The sequence below is a fragment of the Curtobacterium phoenicis genome (assembly GCF_047238015.1).
Classification (GTDB): Bacteria; Actinomycetota; Actinomycetes; order Actinomycetales; family Microbacteriaceae; genus Curtobacterium.
The window spans coordinates 998,027-1,012,984 of the sequence record NZ_JBDFLZ010000002.1; the positions used below are offsets into that span (position 1 = coordinate 998,027).

General features: G+C 64.9%; 13 protein-coding genes and 1 pseudogene. 5 read left to right on the top strand and 9 right to left on the bottom strand.

Annotated features, from left to right (window positions below; genetic code table 11):
- Positions 1 to 69 precede the first annotated feature (69 nt).
- Both ABC270_RS17680 and ABC270_RS05060 read left to right on the top strand, forming a co-directional pair.
- Positions 70 to 618 (top strand): annotated as a pseudogene (locus tag ABC270_RS17680) (hypothetical protein); the annotation flags it as partial.
- A gap of 43 nt (positions 619 to 661) precedes the next feature.
- The gene (locus ABC270_RS05060; protein WP_412882036.1) at positions 662 to 1,156 is read left to right on the top strand and encodes an RHS repeat-associated core domain-containing protein; all 495 of its coding nucleotides are present in this window, start codon (positions 662 to 664) and stop codon (positions 1,154 to 1,156) included.
- A 383-nt stretch (positions 1,157 to 1,539) separates the two neighbouring features.
- On the opposite strand, the gene ABC270_RS05065 is transcribed toward ABC270_RS05060, so the two are convergent.
- From ABC270_RS05065 to ABC270_RS05095, 7 genes are read right to left on the bottom strand one after another with little or no spacing between them, the layout of a single operon-like run.
- On the bottom strand, positions 1,540 to 2,565 hold the full coding sequence (locus tag ABC270_RS05065; protein ID WP_290132717.1) for a hypothetical protein: 1,026 nt from the start codon (positions 2,563 to 2,565) through the stop codon (positions 1,540 to 1,542).
- The gene (locus ABC270_RS05070) at positions 2,565 to 2,810 is read right to left on the bottom strand and encodes a hypothetical protein (RefSeq protein WP_290132716.1); all 246 of its coding nucleotides are present in this window, start codon (positions 2,808 to 2,810) and stop codon (positions 2,565 to 2,567) included. Before ABC270_RS05070 ends, ABC270_RS05065 begins: the two co-directional genes overlap by 1 nt.
- On the bottom strand, positions 2,807 to 3,670 hold the full coding sequence (locus tag ABC270_RS05075; protein ID WP_412879783.1) for an antitoxin VbhA family protein: 864 nt from the start codon (positions 3,668 to 3,670) through the stop codon (positions 2,807 to 2,809). The genes ABC270_RS05070 and ABC270_RS05075 overlap by 4 nt, the downstream gene beginning before the upstream one ends.
- 38 nt (positions 3,671 to 3,708) lie before the next feature.
- Positions 3,709 to 3,984, bottom strand: a complete 276-nt coding sequence (locus tag ABC270_RS05080) for a hypothetical protein (RefSeq protein WP_290132714.1) — start codon at positions 3,982 to 3,984, stop codon at positions 3,709 to 3,711.
- On the bottom strand, positions 3,984 to 5,012 hold the full coding sequence (locus ABC270_RS05085; protein WP_290132713.1) for a hypothetical protein: 1,029 nt from the start codon (positions 5,010 to 5,012) through the stop codon (positions 3,984 to 3,986). Before ABC270_RS05085 ends, ABC270_RS05080 begins: the two co-directional genes overlap by 1 nt.
- On the bottom strand, positions 5,005 to 5,322 hold the full coding sequence (locus ABC270_RS05090) for a hypothetical protein (protein ID WP_290132712.1): 318 nt from the start codon (positions 5,320 to 5,322) through the stop codon (positions 5,005 to 5,007). Before ABC270_RS05090 ends, ABC270_RS05085 begins: the two co-directional genes overlap by 8 nt.
- Entirely contained in the window at positions 5,315 to 5,908 is a 594-nt protein-coding gene (locus ABC270_RS05095) for a hypothetical protein (protein WP_290132711.1), read from the bottom strand. The genes ABC270_RS05090 and ABC270_RS05095 overlap by 8 nt, the downstream gene beginning before the upstream one ends.
- Before the next feature lie 408 nt (positions 5,909 to 6,316).
- Between ABC270_RS05095 and ABC270_RS05100 the strand changes: the two genes are divergently transcribed.
- Both ABC270_RS05100 and ABC270_RS05105 read left to right on the top strand, forming a co-directional pair.
- Positions 6,317 to 7,117, top strand: a complete 801-nt coding sequence (locus ABC270_RS05100) for a hypothetical protein (protein ID WP_412879784.1) — start codon at positions 6,317 to 6,319, stop codon at positions 7,115 to 7,117.
- Positions 7,118 to 7,551: 434 nt separating this feature from the next.
- On the top strand, positions 7,552 to 8,988 hold the full coding sequence (locus ABC270_RS05105; protein WP_412879785.1) for a P-loop ATPase, Sll1717 family: 1,437 nt from the start codon (positions 7,552 to 7,554) through the stop codon (positions 8,986 to 8,988).
- Between the two features lie 253 nt (positions 8,989 to 9,241).
- Here the strand turns inward: ABC270_RS05105 and ABC270_RS05110 are convergent, their stop codons facing one another.
- Entirely contained in the window at positions 9,242 to 10,240 is a 999-nt protein-coding gene (locus ABC270_RS05110) for a restriction endonuclease (RefSeq protein ID WP_412879786.1), read from the bottom strand.
- Positions 10,241 to 11,128: 888 nt separating this feature from the next.
- On the opposite strand from ABC270_RS05110, the gene ABC270_RS05115 reads away from it, so the two are divergent.
- On the top strand, positions 11,129 to 11,398 hold the full coding sequence (locus ABC270_RS05115; RefSeq protein WP_412882037.1) for a DUF2188 domain-containing protein: 270 nt from the start codon (positions 11,129 to 11,131) through the stop codon (positions 11,396 to 11,398).
- Positions 11,399 to 11,526: 128 nt separating this feature from the next.
- On the opposite strand, the gene ABC270_RS05120 is transcribed toward ABC270_RS05115, so the two are convergent.
- The gene (locus tag ABC270_RS05120) at positions 11,527 to 14,667 is read right to left on the bottom strand and encodes a LamG-like jellyroll fold domain-containing protein (RefSeq protein ID WP_412879787.1); all 3,141 of its coding nucleotides are present in this window, start codon (positions 14,665 to 14,667) and stop codon (positions 11,527 to 11,529) included.
- Between the last annotated feature and the right edge of the window lie 291 nt (positions 14,668 to 14,958).

The following is a 14,958-nucleotide window of genomic DNA, read 5'->3' on the forward strand; positions in this document are numbered from 1 at the left end:
GATCATCCCGAGGAGCTGGTATCTACAGCCGGAGGGTACTGAAGTGTTCCTTCCAATAGCCGCCTTACCAAGGCCGCGCAGGCCGCGGGCGGCACGAACGTCACCTGGGCGTACACGTACGACAAGGCCGGGAACCAGCTCACCGCGAAGGAAACCGGGGATCGGACGAGTTCGCAGACGTTGACATACAACGCGGTCGGGCAGATCACCACAGACGGGTACTCGTACGACAAGGTCGGGAACCTTACCAAGGCGCCGGGGCAGACGTTCACCTACAACGGTGCGCAGCAGCTGACCTCGTCCACGAAGGACGGCGTCACCACGACGTATGAGTACGCGGGCGCTGACATGAACAAGCTGCTGTCGCAGTCCACGGACGGGGGTGCGGAGTACGACTACACGTATGGCGCCACCGACCAGAACGGTGTTCCCGTGATCAGCAGCCGCACCGTCGCCGGCACGGGCACCGCATCCGTGATCGGCGACCCCGTGACTGGGCAGCCGATGGATCTGCAGACCACGGACGGGACCACGAGCATGTGGGTCGTCGACGGAATCGGGAACCCGACCGCCGCAATCACCGACGCCGGCGCGAAGGCGTACGAGGTGCACTACGACCCGTACGGAGCGGAGCGCATCCACCGACCAGGACAAGACCAGCATCCAGTGGCAGCAGAACCCATACGGATTCAAGGCCGGCCTCCGCTCAAGCAACACCGACAACGGGCTCACCAAGTTCGGATACCGGTGGAAGTCCAGCGCCACCGGCGGGTGGATAGAACGCGACACCCTCGACGCACCACTCAGCCCGACCAACGCCAACCGATACGCCTACGCCGGAAGCGATCCAATCAATCTCGCGGATCCAACTGGACGCGTCTCGGGCGCTGACGTCGCAGGGATCTTTGCCGGTGCCGCCGCAGGAGCTGCAGTCGCTACCGTAGTGTGCGGTGTGACAGCAGGTGCCGGTTGTGGAGCGGGCGTCTATTTCGCCGGATTCCTTGGATCCTCGATTGGTTCGGCTGTGGGATCGGCAACTACCGCAGCCCTCAACGGTGACGATACCCAGGAGGCGTTCTTGAATGGTCTAGGAACTGGCGCAGTCGGCGGTGCGTTGGGACCAGCCGGCCGGTTCTTCCCCAAGGTTCGACTATGAGCCCCCGGCCGGTTATTCGCTGGATCGTCGTCTGCGTCGCGGCGCTAGTCGGAGCGGTGGTACTTGTTGCGCTGCGTCTGCCTCTGCTCTGGGTAATCCCAGTCATAGTGCTCGGGTTCGTCTGGGCGCTCGATGCTTCGCTCAAATCACGATCCCGGGGCGAGAAACGAGAGTAGAAATCAGTCATATGAAGCTCGCCGGACTGCTGCAGCACTGATCGTATTGAGCAATACGGGTTCGACTGGAGCCATCTCCCGCCTCTGTCAGCAAAAGTGTCGGTACCTTGAGAGGTACCGACACCGGGAGCGTCGTCGTCGGGACTTCAAGACGATGGCATGGGCGACAAGACGTGCGTGTCATGGGCAGGGCGCGGGCGACGCGATTCAGCTCGGCAGGTTATGCCGTAGGTCGTAGCCGGTGTCGGCGAGGAACTGTAGCCGGCTCCGGACTTCGTCAATCGATGCCGCGTCGTCGTCGTTGCGCAGGTCGGCGCGGAGGAGCGTGTTGGCGGTGATGATGTCGTCGGTTCGGTCCGCGTATCCGGCGGCGGCGCCCGTGAGGACGATGGTCGGGTCCGCGGGGAGGATGAGTTCGGTGCCGGCGAAGCCAACCGTGTCGGGTGTGAAGCCGAGCGCTTTCATGTCGACTTCGAGCTCGGTGAACGCGACGACCCGGTACGGCATCTCCCGTTTGCTAATGGCCGGGTAGCCGGGCCGGTCGGAGATGGCGCGGCCGGAGATGCGGCAGCCGGCGCTGATGAGCCGTTCCGCTTGCTCGATGAGCGGCAGGTCGGACGTCCACCGGGTTCGGACGCCGCCGGGTCCGGGGTAGCAGGCGATGGCGAAGTCGATGAGCCCGCCGACCTGCCGGGATTCCCATCCGATGTCGGTGCGGTGCACGCGTTTGCCGAGGCGAGCGAGCGCGTCGTCCACCTGCCCTGGGGTGAGACCGGCTCGCACCAGTCCGTCGAAGGTGGAGCCGTTGACGGCGAGGAGGCGTGCGACAGCGAACGTGACGTAGATGGGTGCGGCGTCCTTCCACCGGTCGCGCACGCCGAGGACCTGTTCGCCGTCGATCCAGACCCGGCGTCGGTCGACGTCGACGAGCAGCACGGTGTCGGTCTGCTCGGCGAGAGCGATCTGCGTCGCTGTCACGGTGCGCGGCGCCAGCAGCAGCAGGTCAGCGTCGACGTCTTCACCGCGCGGTCGCTGCGTCAACGACGGGAAGCGTGCCCTGCGGCCGTCGGGCAGGCGGATCGTGTCGTGCGACTCGATCACCGCGGCAAGCCCGGCGAGCTTGAGCACGGAGAGGGCGAGGGTCAGGTCCGTGGAGTCGCCGAGCCCGTACGGCAGCGTGATCTGCGGCCGGCCGGAGTACGCGGCGGCGACCCATTCAAGCCGCGGGCCCATCAGCTGCGCTCTTCCGGGGTGTCGGGCTGGGTGAGGGCGATGAGCCACCGGGTCTCTTCGAGGAACGGTTCCCACCCGTCGCGGGTGTCACCGTGAGCTGGTCCGCAGATGGTGCCGGTCTCGGTACTGCGGATGATGACCTGCCGCAGCGTGGTGCTGGGTGGGTCGCGGAAGAACACGTGCCCGTGGACGCCGGTGACGTCGAACGCGACGTTCAGGAGGAACAGATCCGGTCTGCTGCTCATGGCCGCCACCGTCGGCCGCGGAACAGGGCGATGATCGTCGTCAACGGTCGTCCTTCCCGCATCCAGTCGAGCGGTGTCAGGACTCGTTCGTCGACGGTGAGGAAGTCCAGGGGTGTGGTCATGAACTCCGTCATCGCTGCCGCGTCGAGGAGCGGTTGTGGTGCTGCCGCGTAGAGGACGTCGAGGCCTGGCAGCAGTGACGCCGGGTCGCCGAGCTCGGGGAGGGCGGGCTTGACGAGTTGCCAGTCGGGGATACGTTCTTCACCGTCGAGGTCGAAGCTGAGCAGCCGGTTCGCCTCGAACAGGGCCCCGACGTCGTCGATGCTGACCTGCAAGGCGGCGGCGACTTCGGGTTCGGTGAGCGTCGTCTCGAGGAGGTTCCGGCGGATGCGGGCTTGCGTGGTCTGCCACCAGTCCTCGGGCACGTCCGCTGGTGCGACGGGGGAGTGTTCGGGTTGTCGGGGGAGCTGTCGGCCTTCGTCGGCGTACGCGGAGAGTTGTTCGCGGGTGACTTCCCCGCGGGCGTACATCCACAGCTGCGACTGCCACGGCATGTCATCCGGGAACCCTTCCAAGTAGCCGGAGTGAATCACCGTCCGCACCGCTTTCTCCCTGCGCGCGATCTCGGAGGCGGGGATGAGGAGGGTCTGCACGATCCGGTTCGCTTCCCGCACTGCCGGCACGGTCAGGTCCGACAGGACCGTGTTGTGCTTGTCATAGAGCTCGTACCCGGGCTCCTTGTCGACGGGACGGACGAGGATCTGCGCCAGGCCGGCGTCGGGGTTCTCGGTGTCCTCGAGGAGCACATGCCCCCAGAGGATCCGGTCGTTCGACAGGTGCAGGGACACCAGACGCATCATCAGCGGAACCTCCAACAGGTGAGTGTGAGCAGAGCGGGTCAGGGCTGTGGGAAGTCGGCGGCGGTGCGGCCGATGCGGTCGGGTGTGTAGCGGAGGAGGAACCGCATGATCCGGTCCGCTTCGACCACCTCCGGGGCCGTCGGGGCCTGCGCAGTGGGGTCGACGTTGGTGAGGCGGAACCAGGGCGATTCGTCGGTGTGGTCGATGAGGACCGTCGCCGGCTTGTCGTCCGGGTGGTCGGGGTCGGTGAACATGACGGAGCCGAAGAATCGGGTGTCGTCGTAGGCCAGCGTGAGCGAGAGCAGTTGCAGCATCAGCGCACTCCGCCCTCACCGCTGTTGGGGTGCCAGCGGAGGTCATGGGCGAGGTCAGATCGGAAGTGCAGCAGCTGCCGCAACCCGTTCACCGCATCCGTGTTCGCGGCCACCCAGCTGTCCTCGTAGAGGACGTGCGCGGTGATGAAGTCGTCCGTGCAGCACCCCTCCGCGCCGGTCAGGATGGTGGTGTCCTGCGGGACGATGACTTTCACCGTCGCGTCATCCGCTGACGCGGGTTCGTAGCCGAGTGCGGCCATGTCGGGGTGGTCGGCGAAGAACGCCGTCAGCCGGTCCGGCGCGACGATGACGCCGGACTGCTGCGCGGCCCACCGGTCCGACATCACCCCGCCGAGGCTGATGAGCTGGTCGGCCTGCTGGTCGATGGTGGTGTCCCTGCGCCAGCAGGTACGGATCCCGCCAGGACCCGGGTATGCCGCCAGAGCCCAGTCGACCAGTGCGGGTCGGTCCCTGGCTTCCCACCCGATGGGCGTGTGGAAGACGTGCACGCCGAGTGCTGGCATGGCGGCGCGGACCTCATTGAAGGGGATGCCGACGCGGTCTGCGATGGCGTGTGTGCCGCCGCCGTGCATGACGATGCTGCGGGCGATCGCGAACACGGTCCGCCACCCCGGGGTCGCTTCCCGCTGCAATGACGTGCCGTGCACCTGTCGGCCGTCAGCCCACACTCGCCCGCGTTTGCCGTTCACGACCACCAGGTCCGGGTAGCGGCGGACCAGGGAGAGCACCCCACCCTCGGAACCGCCGGGCAGGAGGATCACATCATCCACACGGCCCTCAGCACCGTCGTCGTCGGTGACGGTGCTGGTCGGGTCGGGGGTGGCGAGGAACGCGGTCCTGCCGTCGTCGAATCGGAGCCGGTCGAACGCCTCCACACGCGCCGGCATGCCGGCAGCGGCGAGGGCTGTGAGGGTTTGGGTGATGTCGATCGTGTAACCCAGCCCGAACGGCAACGACAGGATCGTCTGCTCGTGGCGGATGGTCTGCACCCACTGCCGGTCAGACATCAGCAGGCCCGGCCGATTCCGGACCGCGGCCTACCGTACGAAGCTCTGACAGCACGTCCATCACCTGGGTCGCTGCTTCCAGCAGCGGGTCAGCAGGATCCGTTAGCGAGGCCCCATTGAGCAGCGTGCACACCCACCCGTCCTCTGTGGTGCGGACGTTGACGGTCCGTTGCAGGATCTTCCGTCCGGTGGAGTTCGTGAACGTCATCCCCGCCACCGTCGGCCAGATCCTGGCGTCGAACTGCGCCGACAACGACAGCAGCCGCAACGGCACCGGCTCGAACCGCAGCGCCGCCCCACGCTCAGGCATCGCCAGCCAGCCGCGGGTCGTCTTCCGAGAGCCGCTTCAGCCCGAGCCCGGACGCGTCGAGGATCGCATCCTCCGACTCCGTCGTGGCGACGAACGACCCGATCTGCGCGTTGACCGCGACAAGAGTCCCGATCCGACTCCGCGCATCCAACACGACTGCAGCGACTTCATCAGCCGTGCAGTCGGACGTGAGCTCCGGCTTCGATGGGTGCAGGGCGGGGAACTCGAGCTGCTGCACCGGCGGGTGCCACTTCACACCGATGCGCAGCACACGGCCGTCGGTGTCGTTGCGGTAGAACATCGACCCGAACGGGTGCCCCATGTCGAGCGTGAGCTCCGCACCGTAGAGGGTCCACCCTTCGGCGGCGTAAGCGGGATCCCACCGCTGGACGGTGAGAGCGCCGAGCCCCATCTTGAGGCCCGGGATCAGCGCCTGGCCGTCCTGCAGTTCGGCGTAGAGGGCCTGGAGGTTCGGGGGACTCTGGTCGCGCAGGTCCGATAACGGGATGCGCGCGATGCCACGAATCGCGGCGAGCTGCTGACGCTGCTTCGCGGTCAGCGCCGTCTCGTCGGGGCCGCCACTCACGACGCAGACCCGTCACCGGTCTCGGCAGTCTTCTCGGGACGCCCGGTCGGACTGGTGATGGCACTCCTGGTGTGACTCGCGATGCGACGCATGTTGCGCACGCTACGAGGCCCGCGCCACTCATGGGGCCGTTCGAGCGGCGCCGGGTCCACCAGCAGGAAAACTCGTCGCTGCCATGCGCTTCAGCGACTCCTGAGTCCCGGTCCGAACTCCCGGCGCGGACTCCCCACTCCGGGGGTCAGAAAACGCCGAACAGGCAACATTCTGGCCCACAAACGAGGGGGAAAACGGCTCTTAGGGTCCCAAATCAGGTCCGCGAACAGTGTCGGCGCCCCGCTCGCAAGCACGAGTTCGCATAGGGGTGGCGCAAGCGAGCAACCGCCTCGCTCCGACCTGAAGGACACCACCGTGGACCGCAACCTCACCATGAGCAACACCCCCATCGCGACCTGCACGCAGACGACGCACCACATCCACAGCGTCGAGGAGCTGCAGCAGCTGCGCATCGCCCTCCGCCGAGCCGGCCGCCGAGGCCGGCAGGAGTTCACCTGCCCGATGATCCGTGCCTGGCGCCGTCAGTTCGTCGACACTTACGCGGTGGAGGCCACGTTCATCCCGAGCGATGCGTCGCAGTCGGACAAGACGGAGCTGCACGGCAGCCGCGTGCTGGAGGCCGACATCCAGGTCGGCAACGTCCTGGTGCGCTGGCACTGCGACGGATGGCCCGTCGCCACGCCCCGCACCGCGGGGGAGACCAACCTGGACGGAGATGCGCTGCAGCCGGCCCCGACGCCCGCGCCGAACGACCCGAATTGCTTCGGGTACGCGCACCGTGTCCCCGCCGCGACGCTTCCGCCCACCCGCAAGGACGACCACCTCGAGGGTGCCCAGCGGCGCTCCACGCGGAACCTCATCGAGCAGCAGAACGCCGACCAGCAGAGCGTTCACCACTCGGCCACGGACGCGTCCACGCCGAGTCCGTGGAACTACCTGCCGGGCGTCAGCCAGCGCGTCGAGCTCGACGCGACCCCGTCGCACGCCGCGGACAACTCGGCCGACTCCGCCGAGTCGAACTACAAGCCCGGCTGGTACGACAAGCGACCGGCGACGGCGTTCCGACACGCGCCCTGGACCGTCAAGCTGATCGTCATGAAGCGCGACGCGTCCGAGTCTGGGCCGAGCCTCCTCGACCCTGACCTCCTCGACTAAGTCTCGTCGGCGGCGACTACCGCCTGCGGTAACGGTGTGGCCGCTGTCGGCCAGCCGCGCCGGCCCGTCGAAGCGCCGCTCACCATTGGTGAGCGGCGCTTCGTCATGTCGGTGACGCGTTTCGGCCCGGGCCTGGTTCCCCCCAGCTGCGAGTGCAAGATCGAAAGGAGGAGACGTCTGCTCTCGTGGTGATCCTCCAGCTGCTGCGCCGACGTCGGTTCCAATGGCGGTGAGATCGACCAGCGATCGCCAGCTTGCGACGTTCCGCGTCTGTATGGGCTCGCTGGACCGGTGCATTCGGCCACTATCCGGTTGACTGAATGAGCGTTATCAGCGAAGGAACTGGCCAGCTGGCCGATTGCAGAGGAAGGCGCAGATGCTGCGCTAGCTAGCGATACCTCGATGCCTGAGCTGATGTCATGTACTCTCCGGCTATGCCCGACTCATCTCTCCCCAACTTCAACGAGCTGCACTTCGGAGAGATCGACGCCAGTCAAGAGGCATCTGAGACGCCAGAACTGTTGACCAGGGGCTACTACGACTTTCGGGAGGCTGCCTATGGGCTCCAGACGGGCGGCGTGTGGGTGCTGCTTGGGCCAAAAGGCTCCGGAAAGTCGGCAGTGCTCGAGAACATCAGGCTCACTTGGCGCCACGACGCCCGTCGGTTCTACAGTGCCTGGGATCTAAGTGGTTTCCCCGTCAACGATGTGACTCGCATACCAATGGGTCAGACTGCCGGCGCATCAAGATCTCAAGCTGCGTGGGAATTCTTGCTGCTCCTGCACATTGTCGGGTCTCTCGCCGAAGATCAAGGATTGACAGCCCCAACAAGCTTTGATGCGATGGTTAAAGGGCTTCGGAAGGAAGGATTACTCAGCGGCAATTGGACCTCGCGTGTTGCAAACTGGTCTTCGATGACGCTCAAGTTTGACGCGAAAGTCTTCGGGGCCGAGCGCAGCTACAACTCGAGTGTTATCACTCCACTTGAGGCGAGCGCCCATATCAGGAGCGTTTTGAGCGAGGTGCGAACCGAGAGTCGTCACATGATCGCACTAGACGGGCTTGACTCGTTCTTCTTCGAAGCCGACGACGAGTGGACTTCGCTCGCGGGGCTGGTTCAGGCTGTGTACGGGATCAATACGGAGATGACGCAACTTGAGCTGCCCGTAACTGTAGCCGCGGCGATGCGGTCGGACATCATCGACGTGCTGCCTGGCCCTAACGTCAATAAGGTGAAATCGAAAGCCATCTACCTCGACTGGCATGCTCGTGGCATCGGGGCGAACAATCATCTCTGGCAACTGCTCAGTAACAAAGCAGCCGTTTCCCGTCCGGTCGTGCGAAACATTGTAAATCAGTACCTCAAAACGCCTGTTTCCATTGGGCCGCACACCGACCTTGCCGAATACTTCCTAGACAACACCCGACTCCTCCCGAGAGACGCGGTCGCGCTGATGGGCTACGTCCAGCGTTTTTACAAAGGCAACAAGGGCGTGACTGAGCATGCAGCGAAGAACGCCGTGCGCGCCTATGCTGAGGAGTACTTCGTCGGTGAGATCTTCGACAACCTTGCGGGTATTCTTCCGTCAGCCCGCGCAAGGGAGATCGCTTCTTTCAAGGAGGCGTTGCGGACTGCGCCGTCGCGTTTTTTCACGTTTGACTACCTGAAAGAGGAACTGTCCGGCGAGCTCGACCCCGCGGATATCAAGAAACTGCTTAAGCAGATGTTTGAGGTTGGCGGTATCGCAGTTCGTAACGGTGGCTATACCGACTTCGTCTTTAGGCGAGTGTCAGGAGCAGGTTTCAGCACGCGGTACGAGTTCCTCCTTCATGACGCCCTGACTCGGGCGTGGAATCGTCCGTGGCGATGACTGTGCTCATCAGGTAGCTTGAAGCAAGGGTCACGTCGCACGACCTCCACTTCGCGGCGGTGGTCGCGGCTAGAAGTAACCTAGCTGAACGCTGCTCCCCGCTGTCATCGACGGCAGTAGAGCTGCACTTTGTCGGGCATTCGCGGTCCCGCACGAAGCGCGGATTGTGATCTTTGCCCTCTCCGATGCAGTTCGACGATGCTTTTCTCCTGAACAGCGACGATTAGGGGTGAGAACCAGGAACGCCTCCGCTTTATGCTGCAGTGTTGATGCCCAGGGCCCGAAGAAGCTGGCGCAGTGAATCGTTACTTTTGGCAAGGTTACGGACGTCCGTGGTCCGCAGTCTTTCAATGACCTCATCCGGTGACGACTGCCGAAGGGACTTGCGGGCTTCCCAAGGAACGTCTGGCCTGGACAGCCCCAGAGCAACTTCCAGGTCGGGCGCAACCCAGATCAATTCGATAGCGGTTCCGCGAGACTCAGCTTGGGTCTGGAGTGATCGCAACGCTTCATGTAGCGGCGTGCTTTCTAGGTCCTGGTCAATCACGAGAATGATTGAGGGTGTGTCTCCCATCGTGAGTAGGCTTCGAACCAAGGAGGGCATAGCGGAAGGCCCGCCGGCCGATACAATCCGCGGCGCCACGGAAGTGCCGAGGAGCGTCTGTACGGACTGAAGGTAAAGAACATCCGCCTGACCCTCAGTGATCACGATTTGCCTACCAGGAAGTGCCCGCGAGTCTTGCACGATGCTACTCAATGGGAACGAAGGATTTCCGTACTCTCCCGCTTCGCGGAGTTTCCTCCGCAAAGCTTCGGAGACTGTCATTGTAGTATTTGCGAGGGTGCGAATGTCATCACCATCCGCAAGTATAAGGTTCAGCTCTTTCCCTGCGACGAGGGCATCGACCGCGTCCGGGCTGAACCCGCTCATGCTAATGAATAGGCCGAGCGTGCCTGAAAGCTTCCCGTCGACTTTACCCTTGAATTGATAGATGCTAGAAGCCGGATGGAAGCCCTGCGTCCACTTTGCCTCGATGAGGATGGTGCGACCCTCGAACCAGATCGCTCCGTCAATCTCCTCACCCTTGGGGCGGTAGGACAGCCTTGGTTCCAGCCCGGCGTCTGCAAACATGGCACGAAGGATCTTTTCAAACTTTCGGCCGCGGTCTGCTTTTTGCGCGCGCGAAGCATCGTCGGGGAGGGCTTCAGCATCGCGGAAGGCCTGTCGCCAATCAAAGTTGGAATGGTTCACGGTCTCTTGATACCAAGCTGCCTGCTCGCCCATCGGGCCACCTGCGGCGAGTCTCGAAAGTGTCGCGTCTTCGGTCTGTTGAGGAACACCCGTCACCCAATTGGCGTCTAATGTCGGCGCCGTGAGCGCTGGATCGGTGTGTCCGGCTGCTGCCGGTGGTGGGTTGGAGGTGAAGAGGTTCGGCTCCGCGCTACCCCCTAGACAGCCCCGTGACTGCTTCGAAGCCATCCACGCCCATGTCGAGGTCGTGCTCGATTCAGGCGACGGTAAGGCGGGCGGCTCTTGTTCGCTGATGGTTAGGGTGCTTGCTTCGGAGTTGGATGTCCCGGAGACGCGTCCGTCGGTGCCCTTCCATTGCTCGGCCTGCTCGGGGTGTAGTAGTCGACCCTGGCGTTTCGTGCCACTGTGGCGTCGACGGACCGCTCTTTGGGCGAGGTTCTGGATAAACGGGTGAGCGCAGTCCGCCGTGCGGCTCCTTGTCCCGCGGCTCCTCGTCGGACTGCCAGAGCGCGACAGGATGATCGCGGCGTGGCTCTCCACCCGAATGAACGTGATGAACGCCGCGCCTACTGGAGGCCAGGTCTTCAGAATCGCCGTTGGGGCGAGGAGTCGCACGCGAGCTGGCGCACCGGCAAGGTACCGACAGCATGGTTCGAAGAAGCGGTTTAGGCGCCACTGCCGCACAAGGAACGCAGAACTCCCCGAGTGATCGTGACCAGCACCGCAGCCGCAGCTGGGCTCGTGCTGACCGGCCTGACCGCTAGCGCCGCAGGGGGAACCGGCGCCAGCGTGGCGCATCTATGGGTTCGGAAGACAGCCGACGACACCTGACCGCGCGAGAGCGTGGAACAGAATCCCGAAAGCCGTGGAACACCGGTCAGCACTGGGGTGCGCGATCCCCGCCACTACTGGCATCCGCGAATAAGCCGAACACCTCGCGCGGGCAGATCCGAGTTTTCACGCGGGTGGGACGTCAGGGCAGGCGGCGCATCCCGTGCCTCCGCACACACCAGCACGCAGGCCGACGCCATCAACCGCGGACGGCAGATCGTCGGCAACGCCGGCGGCGGCGAGCTCAACATCCACGGCCGCAACGGGCAGATCCGCGCGAAGGACACCATCGCACCCGGCAGCGACCCACGAAGCAGCCGCGGCTGACCAACCCAGTACATCGGACGGGCCCACATGCTGTGGGCCCGTCCGATGTCATCGATGCGTTCCAAGCCATCCTGTCGCTGTCGCTGTCGACGGCTGCTGATGTGAGGGCCTCAGAGGCGCGTCGCTGACTAGAAGTTGCCGTTGAGGTTGCCGCTCGCCCGCAGGTTCGTCATCTGAGTGCTCGAGGCGATGCCTTGGACGACAACCGGGTTGACGACCTGGCCTGCGAACAGGTCACCGGTCTCGCCGTTATTCATGCCGGATCCGACCATCAGCGGGCCGGTCGGCGCGGAGTCCCCGGCGGGGAGGCTCCACGCGACGACGCCGCTTGAGGATGTTCCGGTCGCGAGTGAGCCGTTGATGAAGAGGCGAAGCTGGTGGTTGACCGCGTCCCACTGCAGGGCGACGTAGGTCCAGTTGGAGTCCGCACCGTCAGCGAGAGCGAACGAGGAGGTGGCGCAGGCGCCTGCGCTGCTGTCCTGTGCATGGATGCAGCCCTGGATCCGGGCACCGTCGACCTTGATCAGGAACGCGTACGTGGTGTCCCCGTTCTGGGAGAGCGCGGTGTAGGCGTGGTGTGCGGCACTGTCTTCCGCCGGATTGATCCATGCAGCTGCGGTGAAGCTCCTCGTGGTGTCGACCACGGTGTCCGCGGTCTCGGTGACGGTCTGCCGGGCGAAGTAGCCGAGGAGCTTGTCGACGGTGCGTCCCTCGCAGGCGGAGGAGCGGGAGTCGAAGTAGTCGGACCCGCTCTTGCACCGGTACACCGCCACCCCTTCAAGCGGCGCAGGCACTTCGGCGGCGCTCTTCCACGCCGATCCGAGCAACGTTGCGCTGCCGCCAGTGCCCTCGCAGGAGCTCGACGTGGAAGTCATGTTGCCCGCAGATGTCGCGCAGGAGTACAGCGGCGTGAGCCCGGTCGTGGGCTGTCCCGGGGAGAGGAGGTCGCCGAGGTTGGATTCGTAGTGGGATCCGGACGGGGCGCTGCCGTTGATGATCGCGGAGTGGTAGTCCCCGTAGTACCGGTTGATGCTGATCAGCGGGGTGTTCGAGTTGAAGTCGAGCGCGTTCGCTGTCGGGGGGCCGTTGAAGGATCCGCCCGGGGCGGCAGTCGAGGTGTTGGCGCCGATGGTCAAGGGTTCGGGGCTGTCGGTGTTGCCGTCGGCGATCGTTGAGGGGTTGGAGGTGCCGACGGGGACGGCCCAGGAGTGTCCGGGCCCGATGGCGACGGATGGGTCGTTTGCAGCGTTGTCGAACTCGAGGCCGGTGGAGGCGCTGTGTCCGGTGCTGTCGAGCGAAACGTTACCGGCCTTGTCGTAGGTGGCGACCCACAGTGTGGACGTGCTGTCGGTCGGGGCGACCGTCAGTGTGGTCGACGTTGCAGAGCCGGCGCAGACGCCCGTGACGGGCCCGTCAGTGAAGTCGCAATCCGTCGTAGAAGCGGGAGTGATGGTTGCCGGGGGGACGGGGGCAGGGCTGGTCAGCGCGGTCGGGGTCCACCAGTAGGCGACGGTTCGGACCGCGTCGGATGCCGCGTAGGTGATCGTGACGGAGACGGGTTTGCCGATCGTGGAGGAGTTCGACGAGGCACTCGTCACCTGTGGGAGTGCGGGGCCGCTGTTCTTGACGGTGAAGTAGCACCATCCGGACCAGCTGCTGGTGTCGTGTCCGTCGCTGGAGTCGGCACGGTAGGCGTACTCGGTCGGTGTTGCCGGTTTGAGGGCCCCGGCCTTAAGCGTTCCGGATTGCGTACCTTGCGATGTGAAACCGATCGGCACGCGGGTTACCTCGCTGCCGAGGTTGTTCGCTGCGGCGATCTGGATGACGGAGCTGATGTTGCCCGGGTCCGGGTCGGAAGCGTTGAACTGGAAGGTGATCCCTTGCACGAGGTTGTTCACGTACGCCGGTGAAGACGCGTTGGTGGCGCAAGCTCGCTGTGGGGAGGTCATCTGCAACGCGGTCGGCGTGCGAGGCGGATCGTTGTACGAGACGGTCAGGGTGGCGTTGTTGTTGAAGTGCTTGCGGGAGATGCTGCCTTCGTTGGTGGAGCGCAGGCCGATCTGAATGGTGGAACCCTTGGCTGCTGCGACGTCGCTGACGCCGTTGGTGACGTTCCAGCCGACGCTGGTCGGGGAGATCCCGCAGCCGCCAGTTGAGGTGAAGTTCTGCGTGTCGAGCTTGTCGCGCCAGAGGTTGGGGTCGCTGTTCCAGGTGAAGCCAGCGGTCGCCGGCCCGTACCGCCAAGCCTCGACGGCGACCGCGCTGCAGCTGTAGGTGGCGATTGCGCCGAACTGGGCGGAGAGGATGTGCTTGCCCGCGAGCGCGGAAGTGCCGAACTCCCAGAACGCACGGGAAAGGTATGTGGTGCCGTCCTGCTGCGCGTAACCGACGCTCTGGTAGCCGGCCGGGGACCCATCGAGGTAGGACTGCGTCGGGTACGCGCGGTCAGTGAACCAGAAGTGCTGCTGCCCGGCGGACCAGTCCGGGTCAACGTACAGGGGGTACGTGGCGTCCGACGTCGGCAGCTTCCCGACATCCAGCGTGATGGAATCATCGGTCGCCGTGTGGGGCAGAGGCTGCGGGATACCCGCACCCCCGGGTCCGTTCTCGTCGCCGTCGTGCGACGAATCCCACCACGTGGGCTTCGAGGACGAAACCGACGACCCGTCCGCAGCCGTCGCTGTCGCAGCAACAGCCGTCTCATGCACATCCGCGCTGCCGAGGGAGAGCTCAAGGGTCTGCAGATCCGGGTTCGCGGCAGCCTCAGCGTTCTGCACGACGAACACCTCGCTCATTCCCGCTGCAGACGCCTGCAGGCGCAGGTCGACACCGGGAAGGACATCCGCGTAAGTTGCGGTCGCGCCGTCGACGGTCGGGGCCGGCAAATCGCCGCCGTCCGGCAACGACTCGGCAACCCACGCCCCCGTCGGTGTTTGGACACGTGCCAGGACGTCGGAACCGCCCGACGAGAACTCGACCGGTGCGGGGACCTCCGTCGGGGCGAGCCAGTTCCCGTCCTTCTGCAGGTTCGTGTCGATGTCAACCCACTGACCGTCGTCGAGCACCCGTGTGGGCTCGGTCGTCTGCGTGAGCTGCATCGTGCCGTCCGGCTCAGCGACGACCTGTGAGGTCGGCGTCGTCGACCCGTCAACCACCGTCGGGTCTCCGGAAGCTTGCGCGTCTGCCATCGCGGTTTGTTCCGGCGTCTGGGATGTAGCGCCGCCGTCGACTGAGGCGTCGTTGGCGTTCGCGGCGACGGGTTGAAACACGAGAGCAGCCGAGGCGATGGCAGTTATCGCGGCAACGGAGAATGATCGACGCAGCAAAGAGGGCCCCAAACCTGATGACAACATTCGGCTTCAAAATGCCGGACGACGAAACCGTAGCGACCGGTGGCAAAGCGCCGCCCCCCTCGAATAGGGGGCCCCAAGGTGCCTGCGGGCGGTTCTGCCGCGGAATTCCGCGGTTCTGCCTGGATGCCGCTACAAGGTGAGGGTGCTCAAAGCATTCCTGCTCCAAGGTGCGGAAATCCGCGAAAAGGGTCAGGATCACCCTCGTTC

Excerpts from the sequence above, each read along its gene's own strand:
- ABC270_RS05075 (WP_412879783.1), bottom strand. The coding sequence starts at position 3,670 with ATGATGCGTCTGGTGTCCCTGCACCTGTCGAACGACCGGATCCTCTGG.
- ABC270_RS05090 (WP_290132712.1), bottom strand. The coding sequence starts at position 5,322 with ATGCCTGAGCGTGGGGCGGCGCTGCGGTTCGAGCCGGTGCCGTTGCGG.
- ABC270_RS05070 (WP_290132716.1), bottom strand. The coding sequence starts at position 2,810 with ATGAGCAGCAGACCGGATCTGTTCCTCCTGAACGTCGCGTTCGACGTC.
- ABC270_RS05085 (WP_290132713.1), bottom strand. The coding sequence starts at position 5,012 with ATGTCTGACCGGCAGTGGGTGCAGACCATCCGCCACGAGCAGACGATC.
- ABC270_RS05065 (WP_290132717.1), bottom strand. The coding sequence starts at position 2,565 with ATGGGCCCGCGGCTTGAATGGGTCGCCGCCGCGTACTCCGGCCGGCCG.
- ABC270_RS05080 (WP_290132714.1), bottom strand. The coding sequence starts at position 3,984 with ATGCTGCAACTGCTCTCGCTCACGCTGGCCTACGACGACACCCGATTC.
- ABC270_RS05105 (WP_412879785.1), top strand. The coding sequence starts at position 7,552 with ATGCCCGACTCATCTCTCCCCAACTTCAACGAGCTGCACTTCGGAGAG.